Below are 25556 nucleotides of genomic sequence, written 5' to 3' on the forward strand. Positions count from 1 at the left end.
CCGCCCCATGAGCGTACCCCGTTTCGCCCCACCGTCCCCCCGCCCCGAAGTCGCCGATTCAGGCCTGACCCGTCCCGACTGGGTCGGCAACAATCCGCGTGATCCGGGCAAATTGTGGCTCGACAAGAACGAGAACACCGATCCGGCGATGATCGATCTGGTGCGCTCGGTCATCGCCTCGGTGCCCGCCGATGCCGGCTTCACCTATCCCGATCTGGGTCCTGTCTACCGCAAACTGGCCCCCATGCTGGGTGTGCCGCCCCAGTGCCTACTGCTGACCCCGGGTTCGGACGGGGCGATCCGGGCGGTGTTCGAGGCCTATATCGCGCCCGGCGACCGGGTACTGCACACGGTTCCCACCTTCGCCATGTACGGTGTCTATTCCCGCATGTACGGCGCCGAGGTCACCGGGCTGGAGTACCGCCCTTCCAATGACGGGCCGGTGCTGCACGCCGACGACGTCATCGCCGCCATCCGCGAATCCCGGCCGAAGCTGGTCGGACTGCCCAATCCCGACAGCCCTACCGGCACGGTGTTCTCCCTGGCGGACCTGCGCCGCATCATCGAGGCGGCGGGCGATGTGGGGGCGCTAATTCTTATCGACGAAGCCTATTACCCCTTCCACGCCGAGACGGTGCTGCCCTGGGTCATGGACTATCCCCATCTGGTGGTCTGCCGCTCCACCGGCAAGGCCTGGGGCATGGCCGGCGTCCGCGTGGGCTATGCGGCGGCGCATCCCGACGTGGCGGTGATGCTTCACAAGGTCCGTGCCATGTACGAGGTCGGCGCCCTGTCGGCCTCGGTGTTCGAGCGCATGCTCGACCATGAAGACGCCATGCGGGCTTCGGTGGCGCGGATCAGCGCCGGCAAGGCCCACTTCCTGGCCGCCATGGACCAACTGGGCTTCCGGACGCTTAAGGGCCAAGGCAATTTCCTGCATGTGGCTTTCGGGGCCCGGGCCGAGGCGATTCACGCCGCCCTGGCGCCCATCGTTTATTATCGCAAGGATTTTGCGGAGCCCTGCCTCAAGGGTTTCTCGCGCTTTTCCTCCACCACGGTGGAGCTGTTCAACCCGGTGATCGAAACCATCCGGGGCGTCGTCAAGGGAGAGGGATACTCATGAAGACGGTCAAGGTAGCGCTGATCGGCTGCGGCCGCGTCGCCGGGCATCACCTGCGCTCCATCGCCAAGGTCGAGGGCGGCGAGATCGTGGCCGTGTGCGATCTGGTGGAGGACAAGGCCAAGGCCTATGGCGCCGAATACGGCATTCCCTTCTTCACCAATTACCACACCATGCTCCAATCCATGCCCGAGATCGATGTGGTGGCCATCATCACGCCGTCGGGCATGCATTTCGAGCATGGCATGGACGTGCTGACCCGCTACGGCAAGCACATCATCATGGAAAAGCCCACCTTCATGCGGCCCGAGCAGCTGCACGTGGCCTATGACGAGGCGGCGAAGAAGGGTGTGAAGATCTTCCCGGTGTTCCAGAATCGCCACAACAAGGCCGTCCGCAAGGTCAAGGAGGCGCTGTCCAACGGCGAGCTGGGCGATATCCGCATCATGAACGTACGACTGCGCTGGTGCCGGCCGCAGCGCTATTACGATCTGTCGCCCTGGCGCGGAACCTTCAGCCATGACGGCGGCGCCATCTCCAACCAGGGCATCCACCACGTGGACCTGCTGCGCTTCCTGGGTGGCGAGGTGGACAAGGTCAGCGCCACCATGCGCACGCTCGGCGCCGATATCGAGGTGGAGGATACCGTGGTCTCCACCTTCACCTATCCCGGCAAGGCGGTGGGATCGCTGGAAGTCACCACGGCGGCAAGGCCCGACGATTTCGAGGCCTCGGTGTCCATCGTCGGCTCGAACGGCCTGGCTCAGCTGGGCGGCTGGGCGGTGAACGAGCTGCAGGTCTTCACCCCCGACCCCTCGGCCTGCGCCACCTATTCGGAAAAAATTCCCGATGCCTACGGCTTTGGCCACACCACGGTTTACGCCAATCTGGTGGCCGATCTGAACGGCGTGCGGCCCTTCGACGTGACGCGTGAGGATTGCCTGGCTTCGCTCAAGCTGTGGCACTCGTTCTATCGCTCGGACGAGGCCAATGGCGCCTGGACCAGCGTGGATTCAGAAGAACAGTCGCCGCGCCTGGGCCGCGCCAACGACGCCGTTTCCAACCTCTACCGCACGCCCGCGCCCTGAGATGAGCAAGCTGCGGGTCGGAATCGCCGGGTATGGCGTCGTGGGCAAGCGCCGCCGCCAGTTCATCGACCAGCGCGACGACATGGTCACCGTCGCCGTCTGCGACCGCACCTTCGAAGGTGAGGGGGTGATGGCCGATGGCCTGCGCCATTACACCAACGCCCAGCGCCTTATCGAGGCCGAGCAACTGGATGCCCTGTTTGTCTGCCTCACCAACGATGTGGCCGCCGATGTGACCTGTGCCGGGCTGGACAAGGGGCTGCACGTCTTCTGCGAGAAGCCTCCCGGGCGCGACGTGGCCGATATCGAGCGGGTGATCGCCTGCGAGGCCCGCCACCCGGGGCTGAAGCTTAAATACGGCTTCAACCACCGCTATCACGATTCGGTGCGCGACGCGCTGGCGCTGATGGCATCGGGCGAGCTGGGCCGCGTGATCAACATGCGCGGCGTCTACGGCAAGAGCCAGTTCATCTCCTACGGCGCCCACTCCGACTGGCGAACCCAGCGCGCCGTGGCGGGCGGCGGCATTTTGCTGGACCAGGGTATCCACATGGTGGACCTGATGCGCCTGTTCGGCGGCGAGTTCGACGAGGTCAAGGCCATCGTCACCAACGATTTCTGGAAGCACGACATCGAAGACAACGCCTATGCCCTGATGCGCTCGCGCAGCGGTGTGGTCGCCATGCTTCATTCCACCGCCACACAGTGGCGGCATCGCTTTAATCTGGAGATCACTCTGGAGAAGGGCGCCCTGATCCTGTCGGGCATCCTGTCGGGTTCCAAGAGCTATGGCGCCGAGACCCTGAGCGTGGTGTGGGCCGACGACGAGGACAATGGCGACCCCAAGGAACAGACCACCCGCTACAACCGCGACCCCAGCTGGGCCGACGAGATCGCCGAATTCGCCGATGCCGTCTTGAGGGGCGGCGCCATCGCCGCCGGGTCATCCAACGATGCCCTGGAGACCATGCGGCTGGTCTATCGAATTTATTGCGCCGATCCCGAGTGGAAGTCCCGCTGGGGCTTAAGCGACGAGAATTGAGGAGAGAGTCCCCATGACCCGCATTATCGGCCTTATCCCGGCCCGCATGGCCGCCAGCCGCTTTCCCGGCAAGCCGCTGTTTCCTATTTTCGGCCGTCCCATGATCGAGCATGTCTTCGAGCGCGCCAAGCTGTTCGGCCGCTGGGACGCCCTAGCCATCTGCACCTGCGACGAGGAGATCAGGGCGTTCGGCGAGTCCAAGGGCTATCCGGTGATCATGACCTCGGACAAGCACACCCGCGCGCTCGACCGGGTGGCCGAGGCGGCCACCAAGTGCGGCGTCCCGGTGGAGGACGGCGACATCGTGCTGAACGTCCAGGGCGACGAGCCCATGATGCACCCCGACATGATCGCCGCCACCATCAAGCCGCTGGAGGAGCGGGCCGAGGTACGCGGCACCATGCTGGCCATGGACATCGTCGACGAGGCCCAGTTCCGCAATCCCGACGCGCTGAAGATCATCCACGACCTCAACGGCCGGGTTCTTTACACCTCGCGCCAGCCCATCCCCCATTGCAAGACCTTCGGCCCCGAGCTGGAGGCCAAGCGTATCTACGGCATCTTCGGCTTCAAGTGGGACTTCCTGAAGCTGTTCACCGAACTGCCCCCTAGCCCGCTGGAGATCAAGGAGGCGTGCGATTCCAACCGCCTCTACGATTACGGCCATCACCAGCACATCGCGCCCTATCCCTTCCGCCCCAGCTTCTCGGTGGACAGCCCCCACGACATCGGCATCGTCGAGGCGGCCATGAAGGGTGACCCGCTGTGGGGGAAGTACTAGCGCCATGACGCCCCTGGCCGGCAAGCTTGCCCTGGTCACCGGCGGCACCCGCGGCATCGGGGCCGCCATCGCCGCTCGCCTGCTGGCCGATGGCGCCCAGGTGATCGTCACCGGTACCCTTCCCGGCGGCGAAGGGCCGGCGGGCAGCCGCTATCTGGCGGCGGATTTCGCCGATTCCGAGGCTACCGCCGCCTTCGCGGCGGAGGCGGCGGGGCTGGGCGTCGACATCCTGGTCAACAACGCCGGCATCAACAAGGTCAGCCCCTTCGCCGAGATCGACCCCGCTGACTTTGCCCGCATCCAGCAGGTCAACGTCACCGCGCCCTTCCTGCTGGCCCGCGCCGTGGTGCCGGGCATGCAGGCCAGGGGCTGGGGCCGCATCGTCACCATCAGCTCCATCTGGGGCCGCATCTCGCGGGCCGGCCGCGGCGCCTATTCCGCCAGCAAGTTCGCCGTGGACGGACTGACCGCCGCCCTGGCCGCCGAGGTGGCCCAGTTCGGTGTCCTGGCCAATTGCGTGGCGCCCGGCTTCATCGACACCGAGTTGACCCGCCAGGTGCTGGGCAAGGACGGCATCAAGGAGTTGACCGCCCAGGTTCCCGCCCGCCGCCTGGGCCGCCCCGAGGAGATCGCCGCCTTCGTCGCCTGGCTGGCCGGGCCCGAGAACACCTATATCAGCGGCCAGAACCTAGTCATCGATGGAGGCTTCACCCGTGTCTGAGGCCATGACCATCGCGTCCCACAAGGGGCCGTACCACGTCCAGTTCGACGAGCAGGGCCTGGAGCGTCTGAACGCCGCCGTGCCCGCCGACGCCCATTTCATCATCGATGCCCGCGTGGCCGAGTTGTACCGCGAGCGCATGGGCGCCATCCTGGCGCATCGCTCGGTCCTGCTGATCGAGGCGGTCGAACCCAACAAGTCGCTGGAATGCTTTCCCGCCTACGTCCAGCATCTGGTGGACAGGGGTCTACGCCGCGATCACCTGCTGATCGCCATCGGCGGCGGCATCATCCAGGACATCACCTGCTTCCTGGCCGCCACCATGCTGCGTGGCGTGAAGTGGCGGTTCTATCCCACCACCCTGCTGGCCCAGTGCGATTCCTGCATCGGCTCCAAATCCAGCATCAATTGCGGCGACGCCAAGAATATCCTGGGCACCTTCACGCCGCCCAACGAGGTGGTCATCGCCACCACCTTCCTCGACACCTTGGACCCGCGCGAGGTGCGCTCCGGCGTGGGCGAGATGCTGAAGGTCCACGCCATCAGCGGACCAAAGGACTTCACCGCCCTGGCCGGGCGCTACGGCCGGCTGTTCACCGAGCGGGACGCCATGATCGCCACCATCCACCGGGCGCTGGAGATCAAGAAGGGCTATATCGAGATCGACGAGTTCGACACCGGCCCGCGCCTGGTGTTCAACCTGGGTCATTCCTTCGGCCACGCCATCGAAGCGGCCACCGATTTCGCCGTGCCCCACGGCATCGCCGTCAGCATGGGAATGGACATGGCCAACTGGACCAGCTGGCATTTAGGGATCGGCACCGAAGCCCATTTCCGGGCCGCCCATTCGGTTCTGGCCAAGAACTACGCCGGCTATCAGGCGACGCCCGTGCCGCTGGACCGCTTCATGGCCGCGCTGGCCAAGGACAAGAAGAATACCGGATCGGGCAGCGTCACCCTGATCCTGCCCGACAAGGACGGCAAGGTGTTCCGGGGCGTCCATGCCGCCGACGACAATTTCCGGGCCATCTGCGCCCGCTATTTCACGGAAGGCCGGACATGACCGACACCACGACCCGCGTGGCGGTGGCGTCCCGCTCGTTCTCGAAGCACCCGGTGCTGCGCGCCGAGCTGCTGGCCCGCTATGAGCGCGTCACCTTCAACGACGCGGGCGTCTCGCTGTCCGGTGAGGCGCTGGTGGAGTTCCTGTCGGGCCACGACAAGGCGATCACCGCCCTGGAAACCCTGTCGGCCGAGGTGCTGGAACGCCTGTCCGACTTGAAGGTGGTGGGCAAGTACGGCGTCGGCCTCGATATGATCGATCTGGCCGTCATGAGCCGGCTGGGCAAACGGCTGGGCTGGACCGGTGGCGTCAACCGGCGCTCGGTCTCCGAACTGGTGATCGCCTTCATGATCGCCCTGCTGCGTCACATCCCCCAGGGCAACGCCCTGATTCGCGATGGCGGCTGGCGTCAGCTGATGGGCCGCCAGCTGAGCGATCGGGTGGTGGGCATCGTCGGCTGCGGCCATATCGGCAAGGATCTGGCGCGGCTGCTGAAGGCCTTCGGCTGCCGGGTGCTGGCCCACGACATCAAGGACTTTCCCGAGTTCTACGCCGAGACGGGGGTGGAGCCGCACGGGCTGGAACCCCTGCTGGCCGAGGCCGACATCGTCACCTTGCACCTGCCGCTGGACGCTTCGACCCGCGATATGCTATCGGCAGAGCGTCTGGCCCTGATGCGGCCCGGCGCCATCCTAATCAACGCGGCACGCGGCGGCCTGGTGGACGAGACGGCGCTGCGCGGCATGCTGGAGGATGGAAGGCTGGCCGGGGCGGCGTTCGACGTGTTCGCCATCGAACCGCCCGAGGACCGCGCTCTGATCGGCCTGCCCAACTTCCTGTGCACGCCCCATGTGGGCGGCTCGGCCGAGGAGGCGGTGCTGGCCATGGGCCGCGCCGCCATCGCCGGACTGGACGATTTCCGCGACCCGCTGGACTACAAGGGGCAGGGATGAGCGCGTTTTCCATGGTGAAGTTGGCCCTGCGCGGTCTGGGGCTGGACACCACCCGGCTGTATCAGTCGCTGTCGGGGGCCAGCATCGACGCCGCCATCCGCCAGCAGGGGCTGGCCCCCATGGTCGAGCGCCTGCGCCGGGCGTTGCCCGACGTGTCGGACCAGTACACCGACGGCTTCGACCGGGGCGAGTACGAGCGTTACTGGGAACGCAAGATGCGCGGCCTGCACGCCTTCCAGGTCCAGTGCATCTTGGACGCGCTGGCGGCGGTGGGCGGCAAGGACATGGTGCTGGCCGACATCGGCGATTCGTCTGGCAACCACGCCCTTTACCTGAAGGACGTGGCTTCCCCCGGCCTGGTGGACAAGGTGATCAGCGTCAACCTGGACCCGGTGGCGGTGGAGAAAGTCCGCGCCAAGGGCGGCGAGGCGTTGCTGTGCCGGGCCGAGGAAATGGACCTGGAGGGCATCCGCCCCGACCTGTTCATGTCGTTCGAGATGGTGGAGCACCTGACCGATCCGGTGCGCTTCATGCACGGGCTGGCGACCCGCGGCACCGCCCGGCACCTGCTGTTTACCGTGCCGCTGCAACGGCACAGCCGCTTCGGCGGCATCGAGGTGCGGGCGGGGCTGGACCGCCTGCCGGATCGCCTGACTCCGGAAATGGTCCATATTTTCGAATTCTCGCCTGAGGACTGGCGCCTGCTGGCCTATCTGGCCGGGTACAAGACGGTATGGACCCGCCTTTACCGGCAATATCCGGCGCGCGGCCCGCTGCGCCTGACTGAACCGTTGTGGCGCAAGGTGGATTACGAGGGTTTTGCCGCCTTCTTCTGCGAGCGGGACTTGTCGCTGGCGTCGCGTTATACCGGCTGGTAGGCGCAGCGTATCGCTCCTTCCCCCTGGAATGTGATGCCCCCCGTTTCCCATATGCAGTACACTCCCGGCCCCATCTGGCCGGGTCCTGAACAGAGAGCCGCATGAGCAAGTTCGTCTGCAACCACCCCTGGACCCACTTCGAGGTCAACAATCCCAACGGCGACGTGACCATGTGCTGCGACAACGGCACGGTGTTGGGCAACCTGGCGGACGGCACCATCGAGGAGATCTGGAACGGGGAAGGTTTCCAGAAGATGCGCCGCGAGATGCGCGACCGGGGCGCCCTGGCGCTTTGCCCGCATACCTGCCCGGTGATCTATGGCGGCAAGGGTTACCAGCGGATGGACTGGCTCGCCGACATGGAGGAAGGCGGTCCCGCCAAGGCCAATGCCGAATTGAACGAGCGGGAATTCGAGGCCGGCCTGCTGAAGCTGGAATCGCTGCCCCGCTGGATGCGCTTCGCCTATTCCTTCGCCTGCAATCTCGACTGCTACCACTGTTTCCAGCGCGAGGACGCCACTCAGAACCAGAAGCTGCCGGAACGCTTCCTAGAAGAGGTCCGGCGGATGGCCAAGGTGTTTCAGGTGGTTTTCCCCTTCGGCGGCGAACCGTTCCTGTTCAAGCCGGTGCTGGATTTCGTCGAGAACGCCGATATCGACCAGGGCTGCCGCTATTTCTTCGTCACCAACGCCACCTTGCTGACCGACCGCATCTTCGACGTGCTGTCACAGCGCCGGCTGGGGCTTCTGGCGGTTTCCCTGGACGCCGCCGATGCCGAGGCGTTCGAGCTTCTGCGCAAGCGCGGCCGCACCGCCGATTGGAACGGCGTCATGGCCAACCTGAAGCGTCTCCAGGAGCTGAAGCGCCGCCGGGACTTCGTCTTCACCGTCAGCATGACCGTCAACAGCGTCAATTGCGGGCAGATCGAGAAGTTCATCGACCTCGGCCTGTCGCTGGATGCCGAACCCCTGATCGGCCTGGTGGCCAATCCCTATCAGACCTATTCCTTCCAGAAGCAGTATCTTCACTTCACCCGCGAGCAGTTCGACCTGATGTTCGGACAGATCGAACGCAGCCTACCCAAGGTGCGCGAGCGCGGCTTCGCCGAGGCGGAAAGCTTCCTGCTGCAACTGGACGCTTGCCTGAAGGAACATCAGGCCGGTGACAATTCCCTCGGCCAGTTCGTCGCCGCCAGCGCGGCACGCTCCGCCTTCCACATGCTGCCCGAGATGATGCAGCAGCCCCTGCGCGACGTGGTGCAGAAGGTGCGCGGACAGCGGCTGGCCAAGTTCCGCAAGGGCTGAGCCCCCGTTGACCCGACCGGAATCCTTGCCGGAACCGCTGGCCCAGGAGGACGAGGGGCGCCTGATCCTAGGGCCCGCCCCCGACGATTTCGATCCGGGCCGCGATGTCGCCCTGGGACCGTGGTGCTTCGCCGGAGTCGAGGAACGCCACCCCGGCTGGGACGACCTTCCCTTCGCCGACCCCTTCCCCACCCCCGACGACTGGACCGGCGCCGACCGCGACGCCAAACGGCTGGCCAACGCCCTGCTGCCGGTATGGGCCGGGCGCCTCAACACCCGGCACGGACGGAATTACAGCCTGGGATTCTGGCGGGTGCTGCTGATGAAGTGGCTGACCATCTGCATCCCGCCGCTATGGCAGCGCTACCGCCAGGTGGAGGAGGTCGCCCGCCTGTACCGCGACCGGGCGTTGACGGTGGTCGTCTGTGCCGACGTGGCGGAGCGGTGGCCGGTGAACGGCTGCGAAGGACTGACCGAGAGCTTCGCCGATCCCGCCTGGGACTTCCGGCTGACCTCGGCCATGGTGGCGCGGCTGGCGCCCCCGGCCTGGCGTCTGGAAACGGCCCCGGCCCCGGCCCTGGGACCCGCCCGGCCCCAGAGCGGAGCCGCTCCCGGCCGCTCCCTCATCCGCCGCGTGCTGGGACGTCTGCCGGTGGACAGCGTGCCCGGTGCCCCGATTTCCCACCGCCTTCTGCTGTCCGCCTGGGCCGCGCTGCTGCCCCGCCGGGCGGCCCGTCACCATTACGATCCCGCCGGCGGTCCGGTCTCGGCGGTATTCCCCGCCGCGTTCCTGGCGTTGCTGGACGACTTCCTGGGCCGGTTGCTGCCCCGGAGTTTCGCCGAGGACTTTCCCGCGCTGGAAGCACGGGCCCTGGCCCACCGCTATTTCCCCGGCCGGCTGTGCGTCGATGCCCTGGACACCGAGGAGGATCGCCGGCGGCTGACCCATGCCCTGGCCCACGAACGGGGCGAACGGCTGGTCAGCGTCCAGCATGGCGGCATCTACGGCACAGCGAAGGCCATGATGGTCGGCGCCGAGACGGAATATCCCTATGATGCCTTCCTGACCTGGGGCTGGACGGCGCAGGAAGACCTTGCCGGACGTTTCGTTCCCATACCCTCGCCCGCGCTGTCGCGGCTGGCGGGCCGCCGCGGCGAGGATGACGGACGGTTGTTGATGGTGGGGGGGGCCATGCTGGTGCACGGCACCCGGCTGGGCTGGCTGCCCAAGCCGACCCATTATCTGGAGTACCGCCGGATGAAGACGGCCTTCCTGGGGGGGCTCGATCCGACTCCGCTGGCCGCCGCCCATTACCGCCCCTATCGCCGCAAGCCAGAGGTGCTGAGGGACGAGGATCATCTCAGACAGCGGGGCTTTTCCCTGCCCCTGGTCGAGGGCGACCTGGATCCCGCCCTGCTGTCGTGCCGTCTGGCGGTCATCGACCATCCCATTACCTCCATGCTTGCCGTGATGGCCGCTAATGTGCCGACGGTATTGCTGTGGCAGGCCGAGGCCTGGCCGATGGCCCGTCAGGCGGAACCGTTTTTCGCCGAGTTGCGCCGCGTCGGCATCCTGCATCACGATCCGGCTGCCGCCGCCGCCCATGTCAACCGGGTGTGGGCGGACGTGCCGGTCTGGTGGAACGATCCGGATGTTCAGGCCGCGCGGCGGCGCTTTGCCGAGCGTTATGCCCTGACATCCCGATTTTGGTGGTGGAACTGGCTGAAGGTTCTGGCCCGGCTGTAGACGGAACTTGAACGGCGGGGGCACTTACGGGAATATCCGCAGCAACCGGGTGGAGATGTCCGGGGTGTGGTTCAGACGAGGTTCGGGTTTATGAAAGTGGTCATTCTGTGCGGCGGTTTCGGGACGCGCATCCGCGACGTGGCCGACGACATCCCCAAGCCGATGATTCCCATCGGCAATCTGCCCATCGTCTGGCACATCATGAAGAGCTACTCGGCGGCGGGCCACAAGGATTTCGTCCTGTGCCTGGGCTATAAGAGCCACGCCGTGAAGCAGTTTTTCCTGAACTACGACATCCACGGCGGTGACTTCACCATCGCGCTGGGCGCCGAAAAGCAGATCACCTATCACGGTGAAGTGCGCCACGACGACTGGAACGTCACCCTGGCCGAGACCGGGCTGAACGCCATGACCGGGGCGCGCATCAAGCGTATCAGGAAGTACCTGGGCGACGACGAGAACTTCCTGCTGACCTACGGCGACGGCGTTTCCGACGTGGATCTGGACGCCCTGCTGGCCTTCCACAAGTCCCACGGCAAGATCCTGACGGTGACCGGCGTCCATCCGCCGGGCCGCTTCGGCGAGATCGAGCACGAGGGTGGCCGGGTCCAGGGCTTCAACGAGAAGTCCCAGACCACGTCCGGCATGATCTCGGGCGGCTATTTCGTCTGCCGGCGCGAGATCTTCGACTATCTCGACGACCGCGAGGATCTGGTGTTCGAGGTCGGCCCGGTCCGCGCCCTGGTGGCGGCGGGCGAGATGATGGTCTTTGAACATCACGGCTTCTGGCAGTGCATGGACACCTATCGCGACTGGAGTCTGCTGCGCGATCTGTGGGATAGCGGTAAGGCGCCGTGGAAGTCGTGGGAATGAGTCCGATCCTTCTCACCGGCGGCTTCGGCTATCTGGGTGGGCGCATCGCGCGGCACCTGATCGCTCAGGGCAAGACGGTGCGCATCACCACCAGGCGGGGCCCGGAATCCTGGCCCGACTGGGCCAAGGATGCCGAGGTGGTGCGCCTTGCGCCGTCCGACGATACCGCTCTGCTGGCGGTCTGCCAGGGTGTATCCGCCCTGGTCCACCTGTCGGCCATGAACGAGGTGGACTGCACCACCGATCCGGTGGGCGCGCTGGAAGCCAACGGCGTCGATACGGTGCGGCTGCTGCAGGCGGCCCTGAAGGCTGGTGTCGGCCGCTTTCTCTATTTCTCCACCGCCCGGGTCTATGGCGAGCCGCTGATCGGGCGGATCGAGGAGAGTATGATCTGCCGGCCGGTGCATCCCTATGGCATCAGCCACAAGGTGGCCGAGGACTACATCCTGGCGGAAGCCGGCAAGGGCCGCATCCAGGCGGCCTGTCTGCGGCTGTCCAACGCCCTGGGGGCGCCCGCCGATCCGCTGATCAATCGCTGGACCCTGGTGGCCAACGATCTGTGCCGCCAGGTGGGCAGCAGCGGCAAGATGGTGCTGAAGAGCAGCGGCGTGGCGCTGCGCGACTTCATCCCCATGGCCGAGGTGGCCCGCGCCGTCCGGTTCCTGCTGGAGGTCGACGGGCCCAAGCTGGGCGATGGCATCTTCAACCTGGGTGTTGGGCATTCCTCCTCCATCCGCGATCTCGCCGACCTGATTCAGGCCCGCGCCGAGGCGGTGCTGGGCTTCCGGCCGGTGCTGGAGCGCCCGGATCCCAAGCCGGGCGAGGTGGCCGATCCCCTGGACTTCCGGGTGGACCGGCTGGCGGCGGCCGGATTCGCCGCGTCCCGTGACCTCGCATCCGAGATCGATCAAACCCTGATTTTGTGCCGCAAGGCCTTTGGCTGACGGAGTTCTTTGCCATGCGCGTCCTGGTTACCGGTCACAACGGCTATATCGGCCCGATCATGCTGCGGGTGCTGAGTGCGGCCGGGCATGATTGCGTCGGCCTCGACACCGACTATTTCGTCGGCTGCGAGTTCGACGAGGCCAAGGCGCCGTGTCCCGAGCTGAAGGTCGACATCCGCGACGTCGAGCCGAAGCATCTGGAAGGTTTCGACGCCATCGTCCATCTGGCCGCGCTCTCCAACGACCCCATGGGCGACATCAACGACGACTGGACCTACGACATCAACCTGCGGGCCACCATCAAGCTGGCCGAATACGCCAAGGCCGCCGGGGTGAAGCGCTTCGTCTACGCCTCGTCTTGCTCCATCTACGGGTCCTCGGGCTTTACCGGCTTCGTCGACGAGACGGCGCCCTTCGCGCCGCTGACCGCCTACGCCATCAGCAAGGTCAAGTGCGAGGAGGCCCTGGCCGCCCTGGCCGGTCCCGGCTTCTCGCCCACCTACATGCGCAACGCCACGGCGTTCGGCGCCAGCCCCCGGCTGCGCCTCGACATCGTCTTGAACAATCTGTGCGCCTGGGCGGTGACCACCGGCAAGATCAACATCATGAGCGACGGCAGCCCCTGGCGCCCGGTGGTCCATATCGAGGACATCAGCCGCGCCGTCGCCGCCGTGCTGGCCGCCCCCGTCGAGGTGGTGCACGACCAGGGCTTCAATGTCGGCCTGAACAGCGAGAATTATCAGGTGCGCGACATCGCCGGCTTCGTCAAGGCGGCGGTGCCCGAAGCCGAGGTCACCTATGCCGGCGGCAACAATCCCGATCCGCGCTCCTATCGGGTCAGCTTCGACAAATATGCCAAGGCCTTCCCCGACTTCCCCCTGAAGTGGACGGTGGCGGCCGGCGCCCGCGAGCTGGTGGACGCCTACCGCGCCCACGGCCTGACCCTGGACGAGTTTCAGGGACGCCGCTATATCCGCCTGAAGCAGATCAAGCACCTGATCGACACCGGCTCGGTGGACGACAGCCTGCGCTGGAAGAAGTAAGGCCGCTCAAAACAAGGAAGTGCTCATGTCGTCGAAGATTCACGGCCTCAACATCATCCCGCTGCGCAAAATTCCCGACGAGCGCGGCACGATCATGCACATGCTCCGCGCCGACGCGCCCCATTTCGACAAGTTCGGCGAGATCTACTTCGCCACCGCCTATCCGGGCGTGATCAAGGCGTGGCACCTGCACACCAAGCAGGCCCAGAATTATTGCTGCATCCAGGGCATGATCAAGCTGGTCTGCTACGACGACCGCGCCGACAGCCCGACCAAGGGCGTGCTGCAGGAAATCGTCATGGGCGACCTGAATTACGTTCTGGTTCAAATTCCGCCGCTGCTGATCAATGGCTGGAAGTGCATCGGGACCCAGACGGCGCTGCTGGCCAATTGCGCCGACATGCCCCATGACCCCACCGAGATGAAGCGCATCGATCCCTTCGATCCGGCCATTCCCTACGACTGGGCGCTGAAGCACGGCTGATGAGCCCACGCGTCTCCATCGTCATTCCCACTTACAACCAGGCGGACTTCCTGAAGGAATGCCTGGATTCGGTCCGCGCTCAAACCGTGGCCGACTGGGAATGCATCGTGGTGAACAATTTCTCGGCCGACCATACCCGTGATGTGGTTCTGGCCTATGGCGATCCCCGCATCCAGCTGATCGACTTTGCCAACCAGGGCGTCATCGCCGCATCGCGCAATGTCGGCATCCGGGCGGCCAGGGCCGAGTGGGTGGCGTTTCTCGATTCCGATGACCTGTGGGCGCCCAACAAGCTGGAACTGTGCCTGGCGGCGGTCACCGACGGCGTCGATCTGGTCTCCCACCCCGAGCATTTCCTGAAGGATGGGGCCATCGTCAACCGAACCCAAGCGGCCCCGGCCGAGCGCTGCCGTTTCGAGCGTCTGCTGCTGGACGGCAATTGCCTGTCGCCGTCGGCGGTGCTGGTGCGCCGGGCCTTGCTGGAGCGGGCGGGCGGCTTTTGCGAGGATCGCGAGGTCATTACCGCCGAGGACGCCGACCTGTGGCTGCGTCTGGCGGCCCTGGGGGCGCGTATGACCTGCATCCCGCAGCCCGTGGGCTACTACCGCCTTCACGGCGAGCAGAATTCAAAGGGTGTGGCGCGCCACATGGAGGCCTCGCTGACCGTGCTGGAGCGCCATCTCCCCGCCCTGCCCGGCAAGGGCGGCTGGCGGGGGCGGCGTGCCAGGGCGCGCATCGTCTATGGCGCGGCCCGGACGGAACAGAAATTGGGCCGCGGCCCGGCGGCATTGTCGCTGCTGGCCCGTTCAGCCCTGCTCTGGCCGTTTCAGATCCGTCTGCTGCCTGCGTTTTTGCTGTCGCTCCGGGCTCTGCCCGGCCCCCGCGCGTGAATTGGTTTTGACCGGCGCCCGCGATTGTTCCAGTATCGCGGCGCTTTTCAGCCCCCATCGGAGCCCCTGACCACCATGATCAAAGTCGGCGTTATCGGTTACGGTTACTGGGGGCCCAATCTCGTCCGCAACTTCGCGACCTCGGACCGCACCAAGATGGTCGCGGTGGCCGATTTGGAGCCCAAGCGTCTGGCGGTGGCCGAGCGCTCCTATCCCGGTATCCGCACGACCACCAACCCCGCCGACCTGTTCGCCGCCACCGACATCGACGCGGTGGCCATCTCGACGCCGGTGCAATACCATTTCGATCTGGCCCTGGCGGCGCTTCAGGCCGGCAAGCATGTGCTGGTGGAAAAGCCCATGGCGGCATCGGCGGCCGATTGTCGCCGCCTGATCGACGAGGCGGCCAAGCGCAACCTGACCTTGATGGTCGATCACACCTTCATCTATACCCCCGCCGTGCAGAAGATGCGCGACCTGGTCCAGACCGGCGAACTGGGCGATATCTATTATTACGACTCGGTGCGGGTCAATCTGGGCCTGTTCCAGCACGACGTGAACGTGCTGTGGGATCTGGCGGTCCATGACCTGTCCATCATCGAATACGTGCTGGGCAAGGTGCCGGTGGCGGTATCGGCCACGGGCATCAGCCATGTGCCGGGGGCGCCCGAGAACATCGCCTACCTGACGATGTTCTTCGAGGATTCGACCATCGCCCACATCAACGTCAACTGGCTGGCCCCGGTCAAAGTGCGTCAGACCCTGATCTCGGGCTCGAAGAAGATGGTGGTCTTCAACGAGCTGGAGCCGTCGGAGAAGATCAAGATCTACGACAAGGGCATCGTCCTGAACGACGACCAGGAGCAGATCAACAAGCTGATCGCCGGCTATCGCACCGGCGACATGCTGGCCCCGCAACTGGCCGGGACCGAGGCCCTGGCGGCCGAGGTCCGGCATTTCGCCGATTGCATCGAGACCGGTGCGACACCGCTGACCGATGGCGAGATGGGCTACAACGTGGTCAAGGTGCTGGAGGCCGCGTCCAAGTCGCTGGCCCAGCGCGGCGCCTCGGTGGCCGTGGAACGCTGAGTTTGGAGACGTACCAGATGATTCCCTTTCTCGACCTCAAGGCCCAGTACCGTCAGATCAAGGACGAGGTCGGTGCCGCCATCATGAAGGTAGTCGACAGCGGCGCCTATGTGGGCGCCGGTCCCGAGGGCAAGCCCTTCGAGGCGGAATTCGCCGCCTATTGCGGCGTGGCCGACGCCGCCGGCGTCAATTCGGGCACCACGGCGCTGCATCTGGCCCTGCTGGCCGCCGGCATCAAGCCGGGCGACGAGGTGATCACCGTCGGCGCCACCTTCGTGGCCACCACGGCGGCCATTCTCTATGCCAACGCCAAGCCGGTCTTCGTCGATGTGGACCCCGTCACCTGGACCATGGACCCGGCCAAGATCGAGGCGGCCATCACGCCGAAGACCAAGGCCATCCTGCCGGTCCATCTGCACGGTCTGATGGCCGACATGGACCCCATCATGGCCGTCGCCGCCAAGCACGGTCTCAAGGTCGTCGAGGATTGCGCCCAGGCCCATGGCGCCGAGTACAAGGGCCGCCGCGCCGGCTCCATCGGCCATGTGGGCTGCTTCAGCTTCTATCCCGGCAAGAATCTCGGCGCCTATGGCGAAGGCGGGGCCATCGTCTCCAACGATCCCGAGATCATGAAGACGGTGCGCATGCTGCGCGACTGGGGGCAGGCCAAGAAGTACGACCACGTGCTGAAGGGCTTCAACGCCCGCCTGGACGAGATCCAGGCCGCCGTGTTGCGCGTCAAGCTCAAGTACATCGAAGGCTGGACCGAGGGTCGCCGCGCCGTGGCCGCCCGCTATGAGGCCGGTCTGGCCGGTCTGGGCATCGGCATTCCCAAGCCGCCGGTCCATTGCCGCCACGTCTACCACGTCTATGCCATCCGCAGCGCCGACCGCGACGGGCTTCAGGCCAAGTTGCAGGAGGCGGGGGTATCCACCGGCATTCATTATCCGGTGCCGGTCCATCTTCAGACCGCCTATGCCGACCTGGGCTACAAGGCTGGCGATCTGCCGGTGACGGAACAGATTGCCAGCGAATGGCTGTCGCTGCCCATGTTCGCCGAGCTTGAAGCGGCTCAGGTGGACGCGGTGATCCGGGCGGTGAAGCAGGCTGGTGGGTAGGACCGGTGGATTCCGTCCTGCTGACCGGTGCCGATGACGGGGAGCTGACCGCTTTTCTCGACGGACTGGGAGGCTCGGGCGGCTTTCCGGTGCTTGCCTATCACTATCCCTTCTATCGCGACCTGTTGTCCGACTTGGGGGTAGGGGAACCGATGACCCTGGCCTTGCGCCGCCATGGACGTCTGGTGGCGGTGCTGCCCACGATCCTCAAGCGGGCGCCGGAAGGCTCCGTTCTGGCTTCCCTGCCGTTTTTCGGCCCCAATGGCGGCGTGATCTGTTCCGAGGCCGAGGCGGAAGCCGCGGTTCCCGCTCTCCTGGAGGCGGCGCGTCAGCGGCTTCTGGCCGAATCAAACCCTCTCGCCATGGTCGTCTATACTCCGCTGTTCGGGCGGGATGCGGCGCTGTATGCCCAGGCCTTGGGCCAGGGCGAGGTGGTCGAGCGCTTCACCCAGCTGACCGCATTGGACGGCCGGCCATGGTCCAAGGGGCTGCGCTACGACATCCGTCGGGCCGCCACCCTGGGGGTGACAGTCGAGGATGGCGTCGACGGCGACCGGTTGGCCGAGTTCTACGGGCTCTATCGCCAGAACTGCGCCGATGCCGGAATCCCGCAGAAGCCGTTCTCGGTGGTCGAAACCCTGGCCCGGTCCCCCGGGGAGGCCCGCTTTCTCTTCGCCTATCATGAGGGCCGCATGGTGGCGGGGCTTCTAAATCTCTGGGGGCCCCGGATCGTCAGCTATTACATGCCCTGCACCCTGGCCGATGCCCGCGCGCTGCAGCCTGGATCGCTGTTGATCGACCGTGCCGCCGCCGATGCCCGTGCCGCCGGACGGCAATGGTGGAATTGGGAGGGCTCGCCCAACCGCGATTGCGGCGTCTATCACTTCAAGCAACGCTGGAACAGCGAGGAGAGCCCCTTTCGCATCCATGTGGTCGCGCTGTGTCCGCTGGACCGGTTGGCCCGATTGGGCCGCGAGGGATTGGCGGCGGCATTTCCCTGGTTCTTCGTCTATCCTTTCGATCGCTTGCCTGGGTGAGGGAGGGAACCGTGGCCCCAGCCATCCCACTGCGTATCTTCGGTGCCGGCATGCGGGCCAGGGTGGTGGCCGACCTGCTCGGCTGGGAGTTCTCCGGGGTCTATCGCCTGGATGGCTATTACGACGATGGCCGACCGGCAGATGAGACCGGTCCGGGCGGCGCGCCGATCCTTGGGTCGGTCGAGGACGGATGCCGCGCCCTGGCCGGCAGCGATGTCCATGCCTTCATCGCCCTGGGAACCTACCGGTCGTGGCGGGCCTGCGAGGTGGTGGCGGAGCTGCGCCGCGCCGCCGTTCCCATCGCCCGTCTGGTCTCGCCCTCGGCCCATGTCTCGCCCACCGCCGTCATCGGTGACGGCGCCCTGGTGATGGGCGGTGTCTTCATCGGCGCCGAAGCGGTGATCGGTGACCTTTTCACCGCCCATGGCGGCGTCACCGTGGAACATCACGGCGTCATCGGCCATAACGTCCTGCTGGCGCCGGGCGTGTCACTTTGCGGTTGCGCCCGGATTGCCGACCATTGTTTTCTAGGGGCCGGCACCTCGGTCATCCCGGAAGTCCGGATCGGCGAGGGAACCATGACCGGGGCCGGCTCGGTGGTGGTCCGCGATCTTCCGGCCGGCGTGGTGGCGCTAGGTAATCCCTGCCGGCCGCTGCGGCCGGTCGGTCAGGGGGACGAAGTGCCGACACCGGACGTGGTGGCGCGGTTGCGGGCTATGCTTCCCCCCTCTTTTTCGGCAGGGTCATGAAACTCTCCATTGTCATTCCCGTCTATAACGAGGGCGAAGGCGTCCATGCCGCGTGCGAGGGCATCCGTTCGGCCATTCTGTCGGCCTTGCCCGACTGCGTCCTGGAAATGATCTTCGTCGACGACGGCAGTCGCGATGATTCCTTCGAGCACCTTCAGGCTTTGGCCGCGTGCCACGCCGATGTGCGCGTCATCAAGCTGTTGACCAATGTGGGCGCCCATATGGCGATCCGTGCCGGCATGGAAGCCGCCACCGGCGACTACGCCTGCTTTACCGCTTGCGACCTTCAGGACCCGCCCTCGGCCATTCCCGCCATGCTGGAGAAATGCGTCGGCAATGTTCAGGTGGTGTGGGCGGTGCGCAAGTCGCGGGCTGAAGGGGTGCTGACCCAGGCCTTCGCCAACATCTACCACGCCCTGGCCCATGCGGTGGTCAGCCGCAACCTGCCCCCCGGCGGTTCGAGCATGATGCTGGTGGGAGCCAAGGCGCTGCGGGCGCTTAAATCCAATCCCGAGCGCAACCTGACCATCGACGGCTTCTTTGCCACCGCAGGTTTTCGCATGGATACCCTGGCGGTGGAGCGGCAGGAACGCACGCGCGGCACCAGCAAATGGACGCTCGGCAAGAAGATCAAGCTGATCGTCGATGTCTTCACCGCCTATTCCTATGTCCCCATCCGCGCTATGTCGGCGATGGGGGTGGTGCTGGCCCTGCTGGGGCTCCTCTATGCCGCGGTGATCGCCCTCAGATACGTGTTCATGGGGGTTTCGGTTCCCGGTTGGACTTCCCTGATGGTCGTGATCCTGCTCGTCGGCGGGGTGCAGATCACCATGCTGGGCGTGCTGGGCGAATATGTCTGGCGCGGGCTGGACGAAGCCAGGCGCCGCCCGCGCTATATCGTCGATGAAAGCATCGGCTTCGATGCCGGCGATGGCGGGGCGAAGGACTAGGCCGGCATCTGATCCGTCCCACGCATGAAGGGGGGGCGCCCTCGCCCGGCGTCTCCATGTTGGCCTTGGCAAGCGCGAGACGTAGGCTTATGTAGGGGCTGCGCTTCGCGAAAGGCGATATGATGTCGAAAAGCAGGTTCGTCCAGTTTTCCAAGCCGCTGCTGGGGACGGAGGAGGCTCAGGCCGCCTACGATACCGTCATGTCGGGCTGGGTCACCCAGGGACCTCGCGTCGCCGGCTTCGAAAGCGAATTCGCGCAGGCGGTGGGCAGCACCCATTGCGTCGCCGTCTCCAATTGCACCACGGCCCTTCACCTGGCGCTTCAGGCGGCGGATGTGGGGCCGGGCGACGAAGTCGTCACCGTCAGCTATTCGTTCCTGGCTACGGCCAATGCGATCCGCTATCTGGGGGCCTGGCCGGTGTTCATCGACATCGAGCCCGGGACCTGGAACATGGATCCGGCGCGGATCGAAGGCGCGATTACCCCCAAGACCAAGGCCATTCTCTGTGTCCACCAGTTCGGCATGCCCTGCGACCTGACGGGCATCATGGCCGTGGCGGACCGTCACGGCCTTCCGGTGATCGAGGACGCGGCCTGCGCCATCGGCAGTGAAATCCGGATCGGCGAAAGCTGGGAGCGCATCGGCAGGCCCCGGGGGCTGGCCGCCTGTTTCTCGCTGCATCCCAGGAAGGTCCTGACCTCGGGCGACGGCGGCGTCATCACCACCAATGACGCGGAATTGGACCGCAAGGCCCGCATGTGGCGCCAGCATGCCATGAGCGTTTCCGATCTGGCCCGTTCCAGCTCATCCCAGGTGATCATCGAGACCTTCGACGAGGTGGGCTACAATTACCGCATGACCGACATCCAGGCGGCCGTGGCGCGCGAGCAATTGAAGCGCCTGGACGACATTGTCGAGGCCCGCCGGGCCCTGGGGCGCCGCTATCTCGAGTTGCTGGCCGACATTCCCGGCGTCGAATTGCCGGTCGAGCCGGCCTATGCCCGGACCACCTGGCAGACCTTCGGCGTCCTGCTGCCCAAGGGGGTCGACCGTACGGTGGTGATGCAGGGAATGCAGGATGCGGGAATTCAGACCCGCCGCTCCACCTTCTGCTGTCACCTGGAAAAGGCCCACGCCGCTTCGCCCTCCCGCTTCGCCCTGCCGGTCAGCGAGGAGGTCTACGCCCGCAATCTGGGGCTACCGCTCCATCCGCAACTCGGCCACGACGACCAGGACTACGTGGTTGCATCCCTGCGCGCCGTGCTGAAGGGCCACGCAGCATGACGCTCGGTATCGTCAGCCCGGTCCATGACCGGGACGGCAATCTGGCGGCCAAGTCCGATTTCACCGCTTCCGTCCGTGATGTTCGCTGATACCGGCCTTGCCCTGTCGCTGCTCCTGACCGGACCGCACGAGGCGCCAACCGCCTTGTGGGTGGCGGTCTATCTGGCTGCCGCTCTGCTCATCTCGCGGGGGTTGGGGCGGTCGGGCGTGGAAGGGGCCGCCTTCGGCCTGCTCACCCTGACCGCCGCCGCCGATCTGGCCTTGTTCCTGCTGCGGGGGGAGCGCGCCCCCATCGCCTGGCACCTGCCGCTGACCGCCGGCCTGGCGGTGCTCCTGACGGTGCTCCTGCCCCGCTGGGCGTTGCCCCGGCCCTTGCCGCGCGGCCGGCTGTCCCGGACCGACCTGCTGTTGATGATCCTGCTCGGCGGCGCCTTCTGGGTGCTTCGGATAATACAGGTCGAGCCCTCGACCGGTCTGTCGTCGCAGTTGGGCTGGGTGCCGCTTTATCTCGGCGAGTCCTTCTCCGCCGGCCTCTTCCTGTGGCCCGAGGACTTCCGGTTCGGCACCGGCGCGGTCGGCGGCCTGTTCTATTCAGTCGACATGGTGGGTGTGGCGGCCCTGGCCGGGGGGCTGGGCACCGGCCAGTTCTATCCGCCGTACCTCGCCACCTCGATTCTGGGAATCGGGCTGGCGGTGCTGCTGCCCCTGAGCGTCCTGCGCGGGCGTCCCGCGGCCCAACTCGTCTATCTGGCGTCCCTGGCGTTCCTGCTGGTGGCCGATTTCCAGGTTCAGGCCGGCATCGGCCGCCATTGGGGCGACACGGTCATGATTCTGGGCGGCAGCCTGATCCTGACCGGGCTCGCCGTCCGTCCCGCCGGGCGGCGCACCATCTTGACCGCCTGCTGCGCCGCCGCCTTTCTGGTTCTGGCCCGCCATTACGCCGCCCTGTTCGCCGCCTTGCTGATGATGGGGCTGGCCGGCGTGGCCTGGTCCCGATGGGGCTTGCGGCGCGCCTTGGGCTGGTGGCCGGCCTGGGTTGCCATCGGCGGGCTCCTGGGGCTGCTGGCGCTGCGGGAAATCTACTATATCCTGAACCCGACCGCCTTCTATCCGGGCGGCCGGCTGCTGTCCATGGGGGGGAGCGGCTGGACCTATCACCTGCGGGGCGCCCTCCACGACTGGGGCCTGATGACCGACAATCGCTGGACCCTGATCGGTCCCCGCACCCTGTGGCTGGCGGGTTTGCTGGGTCTGCTGATCGCGGACCGGGGGCGCTGCCTCGGGCGGCCGCGCCGGCTCTGGATCATGCTGGCGCCCATTGCGGTGATGCTGCTGCCCCTGTCCCTGGAGATTCTCACCAGCTATCGTACGTCCAGCGTCACCAACAAGCCCTATCTGCTGGCGGCGCTGTTCGGGGCCTTCTATCCGGCGTTCGCCGCGAGATGGCTGATCCCGGGCCGGTGGGGAGAACGGCTGATCGGTCGCGGGATCAAGGCCGCCGTTGCCGTGCTGGTTCTTTGGGGGCTGGCGGGACCGGCGGCCGGGTTCGGTCCGGGGCGGCTGCTGGCCTGGGCCCGGGGCTACTACAACGATCATGTGATCGATCGGGGCATTGCCGTGGCCCTGGCGGCGGAGGGCGTTTCCACCGCGCGCATGGCATCGCGCCCGCTCATGTATTTCTATTGCGAACCGGGGATGGGGCTGCGCAATTACATCGGCGGTTCGCTGCGCCAGGACTTGGATTTCTGGAACGCCGATATCCAGGACAGCCTGCGGGCGTCGCCCGACATGGCCGGGCTGCTGGCGCGATTGGATTGGCCCAATCTCTATCTCAGCTCTCGCCTGGATTACTCTGTCTACGTGGAGGGCGGTTCGGCCATTCCACCCGCCGAGTTCCGCGCCTTCGAGGACCAGCCCTGGGTCGAGCGGGTAATCCGCTTCAAGGACGCAAGGCTGATCATCGTCAAGCGGCCCTGAGGGCCCGGCCTATTTGGGCAGCTCCCAGTTCTCCACCTTGTCCTCCAGCAGTCCCTTCACGTCGGGGTGGCGGCGGGTGAACCAGTCGATATAGGTTTCCAGGCCCTGCTCGAAGCCGATTTTGGCCTCGAAGCCCAGCAGCGAGCGGGCCAGCGCGGTGTCGGCGTGCAGGGCCTTGACGTCGCCGGGACGGCCGGGGCCGTAGCTGGGGGCGATGTCGGGGCGCTGGCACAGCCGCGTGATGGATTCCGCCACCTCTTTCACCGTCACCATGCGGCCATAGGCGATGTTGATCTCGCGGCCGATCAGGGCGTCGCACTCGGCCGCCATGAACAGGCCGCGGGCGGTCTCGGTCACATAGGTGAAGTCGCGCCCGGCACTGCCGTCGCCGAAGATGGTGGGGGGCAGGCCGTTCAGCACCCGGATCAGGAAGCGGGGGATCACCTCGGCCCTCTGGCCCTTGTAATGCTCGCGCGGGCCATAGGAATTGAACGGGCGCACCACCACGGTGGGTAGGCCGTAGGTGCGGTGATAGGCCTTGGCGTACAGCTCGCCCGCCAGCTTGGCGGCACCATAGACGGTGACCGGCTCGCACACCGTTTTGTCCTCGTTCAGCAAGCTGTCGCGGCCATTGCCGTAAACCTCGGATGACGAGCAATAGACGAAGCGCGACACCTTGCGCTTTCTCGCCTCTTCCAGCAGATACAGGGTGCCGGTGGCGTTGACGTCGTGGTTCTCGACGGGCTGGCCCAGGGATTTGCGCACGCATTGCACCGCCAGATGGAAGACCCGGTCGCAGCCCTCCATGGCGGCGGCGACCGCCTCGCGGTCCAGGATGGTGCCGGTCACGACCCGCACGTTGCCTGCCCCGCCGGCTTCCGCCAGATTGTCGTGCTCGCCGGTGGAGAAGTCGTCCAGCACGGTGACCGCCTGGCCCTGGGAGACCAGCAGGTCCACCAGATGGCTGCCGATGAAGCCGGCCCCGCCGGTCACCAGAATCCTACCGCTCATGCTTTAAGCTCCTTCCACCGGCCGCACATCGGCCCAGGGAATCCATTCCAGCGGGTTGGCGGGCGAGACGTCGGCGCGCACGAACAGGCGCTCAACCTCGCCCAAGAACATCACATGGGTGCCCAGGCGGATCTCGCCCGTCACCTTGCAGTCGAAATGCACCGGCATCTGGTCGATCAGCGGGCTGGCGCCGCCTTCGGCCAGGGAGAGGCCGGCATGGCCCAGCTTGTCGCCGTCATCGACGATGGAGACGTTGCCGGAATAGCGGATGGCGTCGACCATGGCCTCGCTGATGAACGGCACGCCGCAGCCGAAGCGGCCCAAGCGGCGGATGTCGTCCAGGGACTGGCGCCGTGCATAGCGGTCGTTGATGGCGGCGTAGGACACGCAGGGCGCCACCACCAGGGGATGGCGGCTGACGATGGTGGTCGAGCCGCAGGGCATGACGTTGGCCTTGCCGTCGGCGGTCCAGCTGGTGATCATTCCCACCGAGGAGGGGAAGAAGCACGGCCAGCGGGCGCGGTCGTTGTCCACCTCCACCTGATCCTCGGGCAGCGGCGCCAGATCCTTGTAGGCCATGCCGTCGGCCTCGCCATCGGCCTCGAAGGCGGTGGTGCCGGCGCTGGGGAAGGCGTAGCGCGGCGTGTAGCCCTTGACGTAGCCCAGGCGCTTCAGAGCCTCGTCCGCGTCGCCGGTGGCGGCGGTCGTGGAGTCGAGCACGGGGGTGAACAGCGGCAGGGCGCGCCAGTGAATCTGGCTTTGGCCCCGGGCGATGTCCCGGCGCAACTGGATGGAGTTGATCTCCAGGAAGAAGATGCGGTGGCTGCCCACGTCGGCATAGGGGCGCGCATTGATGGCGACGCCCTCGAAGTCGCGGCCGGGCTTCACCAGCCGGCATTCATAGACCATGTGGGCGTCGGCGAAGACCGGGGCATCGTTGGTCCGCGCCGGGCGGGTGGCAAGGCCGCTGGCCCGGATGCGCTGGTCGGTATGCTCCTCCGGCCCCTCCAGAATGGCCTTCATGGCGGCGTCCAGCGCCGGGCCGGGGGGCAGGAACTGCACCGCGGCCGAGCCCGAGCGCTCCAGGGCGTCGATGAAGGTGCGGCGCACGTAATGGCGGCTGGACAGCGACTGGGTGCAGAAGCTGAGCGCCAGGGTATAGGGGAAGCGGTTGACCACCGAGGCCCCCACCACCTTCTCCATCAGCACCCTGTCGCCGTCCCGGGTGGTGACCAGCACCAGCGGACAGGGGAAGAACGACGGCCAGCGGGAATCGCCTTCCAGATCGGCCAGGCTTTCCGGCATGGAGCGGGTCAGGAAGCGGCCCGAAGGCGTGGGCGACCAGTGGGAATCGGCCGCAAGATCGCCATGGGGCCAGCGATAGGCGTAAGAGGAGATATCGGCCATC

At 66.3% G+C, this 25556-nt stretch carries 24 protein-coding genes; 22 read left to right on the forward strand and 2 right to left on the reverse strand.

Annotated features, from left to right (window positions below):
• Positions 1-7: 7 nt before the first annotated feature.
• The 22 genes from XM1_RS04435 (at position 8) to XM1_RS04540 (ending at position 23137) form a co-directional block, all read left to right on the forward strand.
• Positions 8-1123 carry a histidinol-phosphate transaminase gene (locus XM1_RS04435; RefSeq protein WP_068430352.1) on the forward strand — a complete coding sequence of 372 codons (1116 nt, stop codon included), beginning with the start codon at positions 8-10 and terminating at the stop codon, positions 1121-1123.
• Positions 1120-2208, forward strand: a complete 1089-nt coding sequence (locus XM1_RS04440) for a Gfo/Idh/MocA family protein (RefSeq protein ID WP_068430355.1) — start codon at positions 1120-1122, stop codon at positions 2206-2208. The genes XM1_RS04435 and XM1_RS04440 overlap by 4 nt, the downstream gene beginning before the upstream one ends.
• 1 nt (position 2209) lies before the next feature.
• The gene (locus XM1_RS04445) at positions 2210-3250 is read left to right on the forward strand and encodes a Gfo/Idh/MocA family protein (protein WP_068430358.1); all 1041 of its coding nucleotides are present in this window, start codon (positions 2210-2212) and stop codon (positions 3248-3250) included.
• A gap of 13 nt (positions 3251-3263) precedes the next feature.
• A complete protein-coding gene (locus tag XM1_RS04450) occupies positions 3264-4031 on the forward strand; it encodes a 3-deoxy-manno-octulosonate cytidylyltransferase (RefSeq protein ID WP_068430361.1) in 768 nt (255 codons plus the stop codon).
• 4 nt (positions 4032-4035) lie between these two features.
• A complete protein-coding gene (locus XM1_RS04455) occupies positions 4036-4752 on the forward strand; it encodes an SDR family NAD(P)-dependent oxidoreductase (RefSeq protein WP_068430364.1) in 717 nt (238 codons plus the stop codon).
• The gene (locus tag XM1_RS04460) at positions 4745-5815 is read left to right on the forward strand and encodes an AroB-related putative sugar phosphate phospholyase (cyclizing) (protein ID WP_231920687.1); all 1071 of its coding nucleotides are present in this window, start codon (positions 4745-4747) and stop codon (positions 5813-5815) included. Before XM1_RS04455 ends, XM1_RS04460 begins: the two co-directional genes overlap by 8 nt.
• A complete protein-coding gene (locus XM1_RS04465; RefSeq protein ID WP_068430370.1) occupies positions 5812-6768 on the forward strand; it encodes a phosphoglycerate dehydrogenase in 957 nt (318 codons plus the stop codon). The genes XM1_RS04460 and XM1_RS04465 overlap by 4 nt, the downstream gene beginning before the upstream one ends.
• On the forward strand, positions 6765-7646 hold the full coding sequence (locus tag XM1_RS04470; protein WP_068430372.1) for a methyltransferase domain-containing protein: 882 nt from the start codon (positions 6765-6767) through the stop codon (positions 7644-7646). The genes XM1_RS04465 and XM1_RS04470 overlap by 4 nt, the downstream gene beginning before the upstream one ends.
• A gap of 101 nt (positions 7647-7747) precedes the next feature.
• Positions 7748-8950 carry a radical SAM/SPASM domain-containing protein gene (locus tag XM1_RS04475; RefSeq protein WP_068430375.1) on the forward strand — a complete coding sequence of 401 codons (1203 nt, stop codon included), beginning with the start codon at positions 7748-7750 and terminating at the stop codon, positions 8948-8950.
• 7 nt (positions 8951-8957) lie between these two features.
• A complete protein-coding gene (locus tag XM1_RS04480) occupies positions 8958-10697 on the forward strand; it encodes an LIC12162 family protein (protein ID WP_082700373.1) in 1740 nt (579 codons plus the stop codon).
• A 90-nt stretch (positions 10698-10787) separates the two neighbouring features.
• Positions 10788-11570, forward strand: coding sequence for a glucose-1-phosphate cytidylyltransferase (gene rfbF, locus XM1_RS04485; protein WP_068430381.1), 783 nt, complete (start codon positions 10788-10790; stop codon positions 11568-11570).
• Positions 11567-12514, forward strand: coding sequence for an SDR family oxidoreductase (locus XM1_RS04490; protein ID WP_068430384.1), 948 nt, complete (start codon positions 11567-11569; stop codon positions 12512-12514). Before rfbF ends, XM1_RS04490 begins: the two co-directional genes overlap by 4 nt.
• Positions 12515-12528: 14 nt before the next feature.
• Entirely contained in the window at positions 12529-13557 is a 1029-nt protein-coding gene (locus XM1_RS04495) for an NAD(P)-dependent oxidoreductase (RefSeq protein WP_068430388.1), read from the forward strand.
• A 25-nt stretch (positions 13558-13582) separates the two neighbouring features.
• Entirely contained in the window at positions 13583-14041 is a 459-nt protein-coding gene (locus tag XM1_RS04500; RefSeq protein ID WP_068430392.1) for a dTDP-4-dehydrorhamnose 3,5-epimerase family protein, read from the forward strand.
• Positions 14041-14931: a glycosyltransferase gene (locus tag XM1_RS04505; protein ID WP_068430396.1), complete on the forward strand. Its 891-nt coding sequence runs from the start codon at positions 14041-14043 to the stop codon at positions 14929-14931. The genes XM1_RS04500 and XM1_RS04505 overlap by 1 nt, the downstream gene beginning before the upstream one ends.
• A 75-nt stretch (positions 14932-15006) precedes the next feature.
• The gene (locus tag XM1_RS04510) at positions 15007-16020 is read left to right on the forward strand and encodes a Gfo/Idh/MocA family protein (protein ID WP_068430399.1); all 1014 of its coding nucleotides are present in this window, start codon (positions 15007-15009) and stop codon (positions 16018-16020) included.
• Between the two features lie 17 nt (positions 16021-16037).
• Positions 16038-17138 carry a DegT/DnrJ/EryC1/StrS aminotransferase family protein gene (locus XM1_RS04515; protein WP_068437490.1) on the forward strand — a complete coding sequence of 367 codons (1101 nt, stop codon included), beginning with the start codon at positions 16038-16040 and terminating at the stop codon, positions 17136-17138.
• 5 nt (positions 17139-17143) lie between these two features.
• Positions 17144-18175, forward strand: coding sequence for a GNAT family N-acetyltransferase (locus tag XM1_RS04520; protein ID WP_068430404.1), 1032 nt, complete (start codon positions 17144-17146; stop codon positions 18173-18175).
• An 11-nt stretch (positions 18176-18186) separates the two neighbouring features.
• Positions 18187-18924 carry a hypothetical protein gene (locus tag XM1_RS04525; RefSeq protein ID WP_068430408.1) on the forward strand — a complete coding sequence of 246 codons (738 nt, stop codon included), beginning with the start codon at positions 18187-18189 and terminating at the stop codon, positions 18922-18924.
• Positions 18921-19874: a glycosyltransferase family 2 protein gene (locus XM1_RS04530; RefSeq protein WP_068430411.1), complete on the forward strand. Its 954-nt coding sequence runs from the start codon at positions 18921-18923 to the stop codon at positions 19872-19874. The genes XM1_RS04525 and XM1_RS04530 overlap by 4 nt, the downstream gene beginning before the upstream one ends.
• 119 nt (positions 19875-19993) lie before the next feature.
• Positions 19994-21160: a DegT/DnrJ/EryC1/StrS aminotransferase family protein gene (locus XM1_RS04535; protein ID WP_197603106.1), complete on the forward strand. Its 1167-nt coding sequence runs from the start codon at positions 19994-19996 to the stop codon at positions 21158-21160.
• Positions 21161-21235: 75 nt separating this feature from the next.
• On the forward strand, positions 21236-23137 hold the full coding sequence (locus XM1_RS04540; RefSeq protein WP_156428645.1) for a hypothetical protein: 1902 nt from the start codon (positions 21236-21238) through the stop codon (positions 23135-23137).
• A gap of 9 nt (positions 23138-23146) precedes the next feature.
• On the opposite strand, the gene XM1_RS04545 is transcribed toward XM1_RS04540, so the two are convergent.
• Together XM1_RS04545 and XM1_RS04550 are read right to left on the reverse strand one after the other, a co-directional pair.
• Positions 23147-24148, reverse strand: coding sequence for an NAD-dependent epimerase/dehydratase family protein (locus tag XM1_RS04545; protein WP_068430417.1), 1002 nt, complete (start codon positions 24146-24148; stop codon positions 23147-23149).
• Between the two features lie 3 nt (positions 24149-24151).
• The gene (locus XM1_RS04550) at positions 24152-25555 is read right to left on the reverse strand and encodes a flavin reductase (protein ID WP_068430420.1); all 1404 of its coding nucleotides are present in this window, start codon (positions 25553-25555) and stop codon (positions 24152-24154) included.
• Between the last annotated feature and the right edge of the window lies 1 nt (position 25556).

Origin of the sequence: Magnetospirillum sp. XM-1 (assembly GCF_001511835.1) — a bacterium.
Lineage (GTDB): Bacteria > Pseudomonadota > Alphaproteobacteria > Rhodospirillales > Magnetospirillaceae > Phaeospirillum.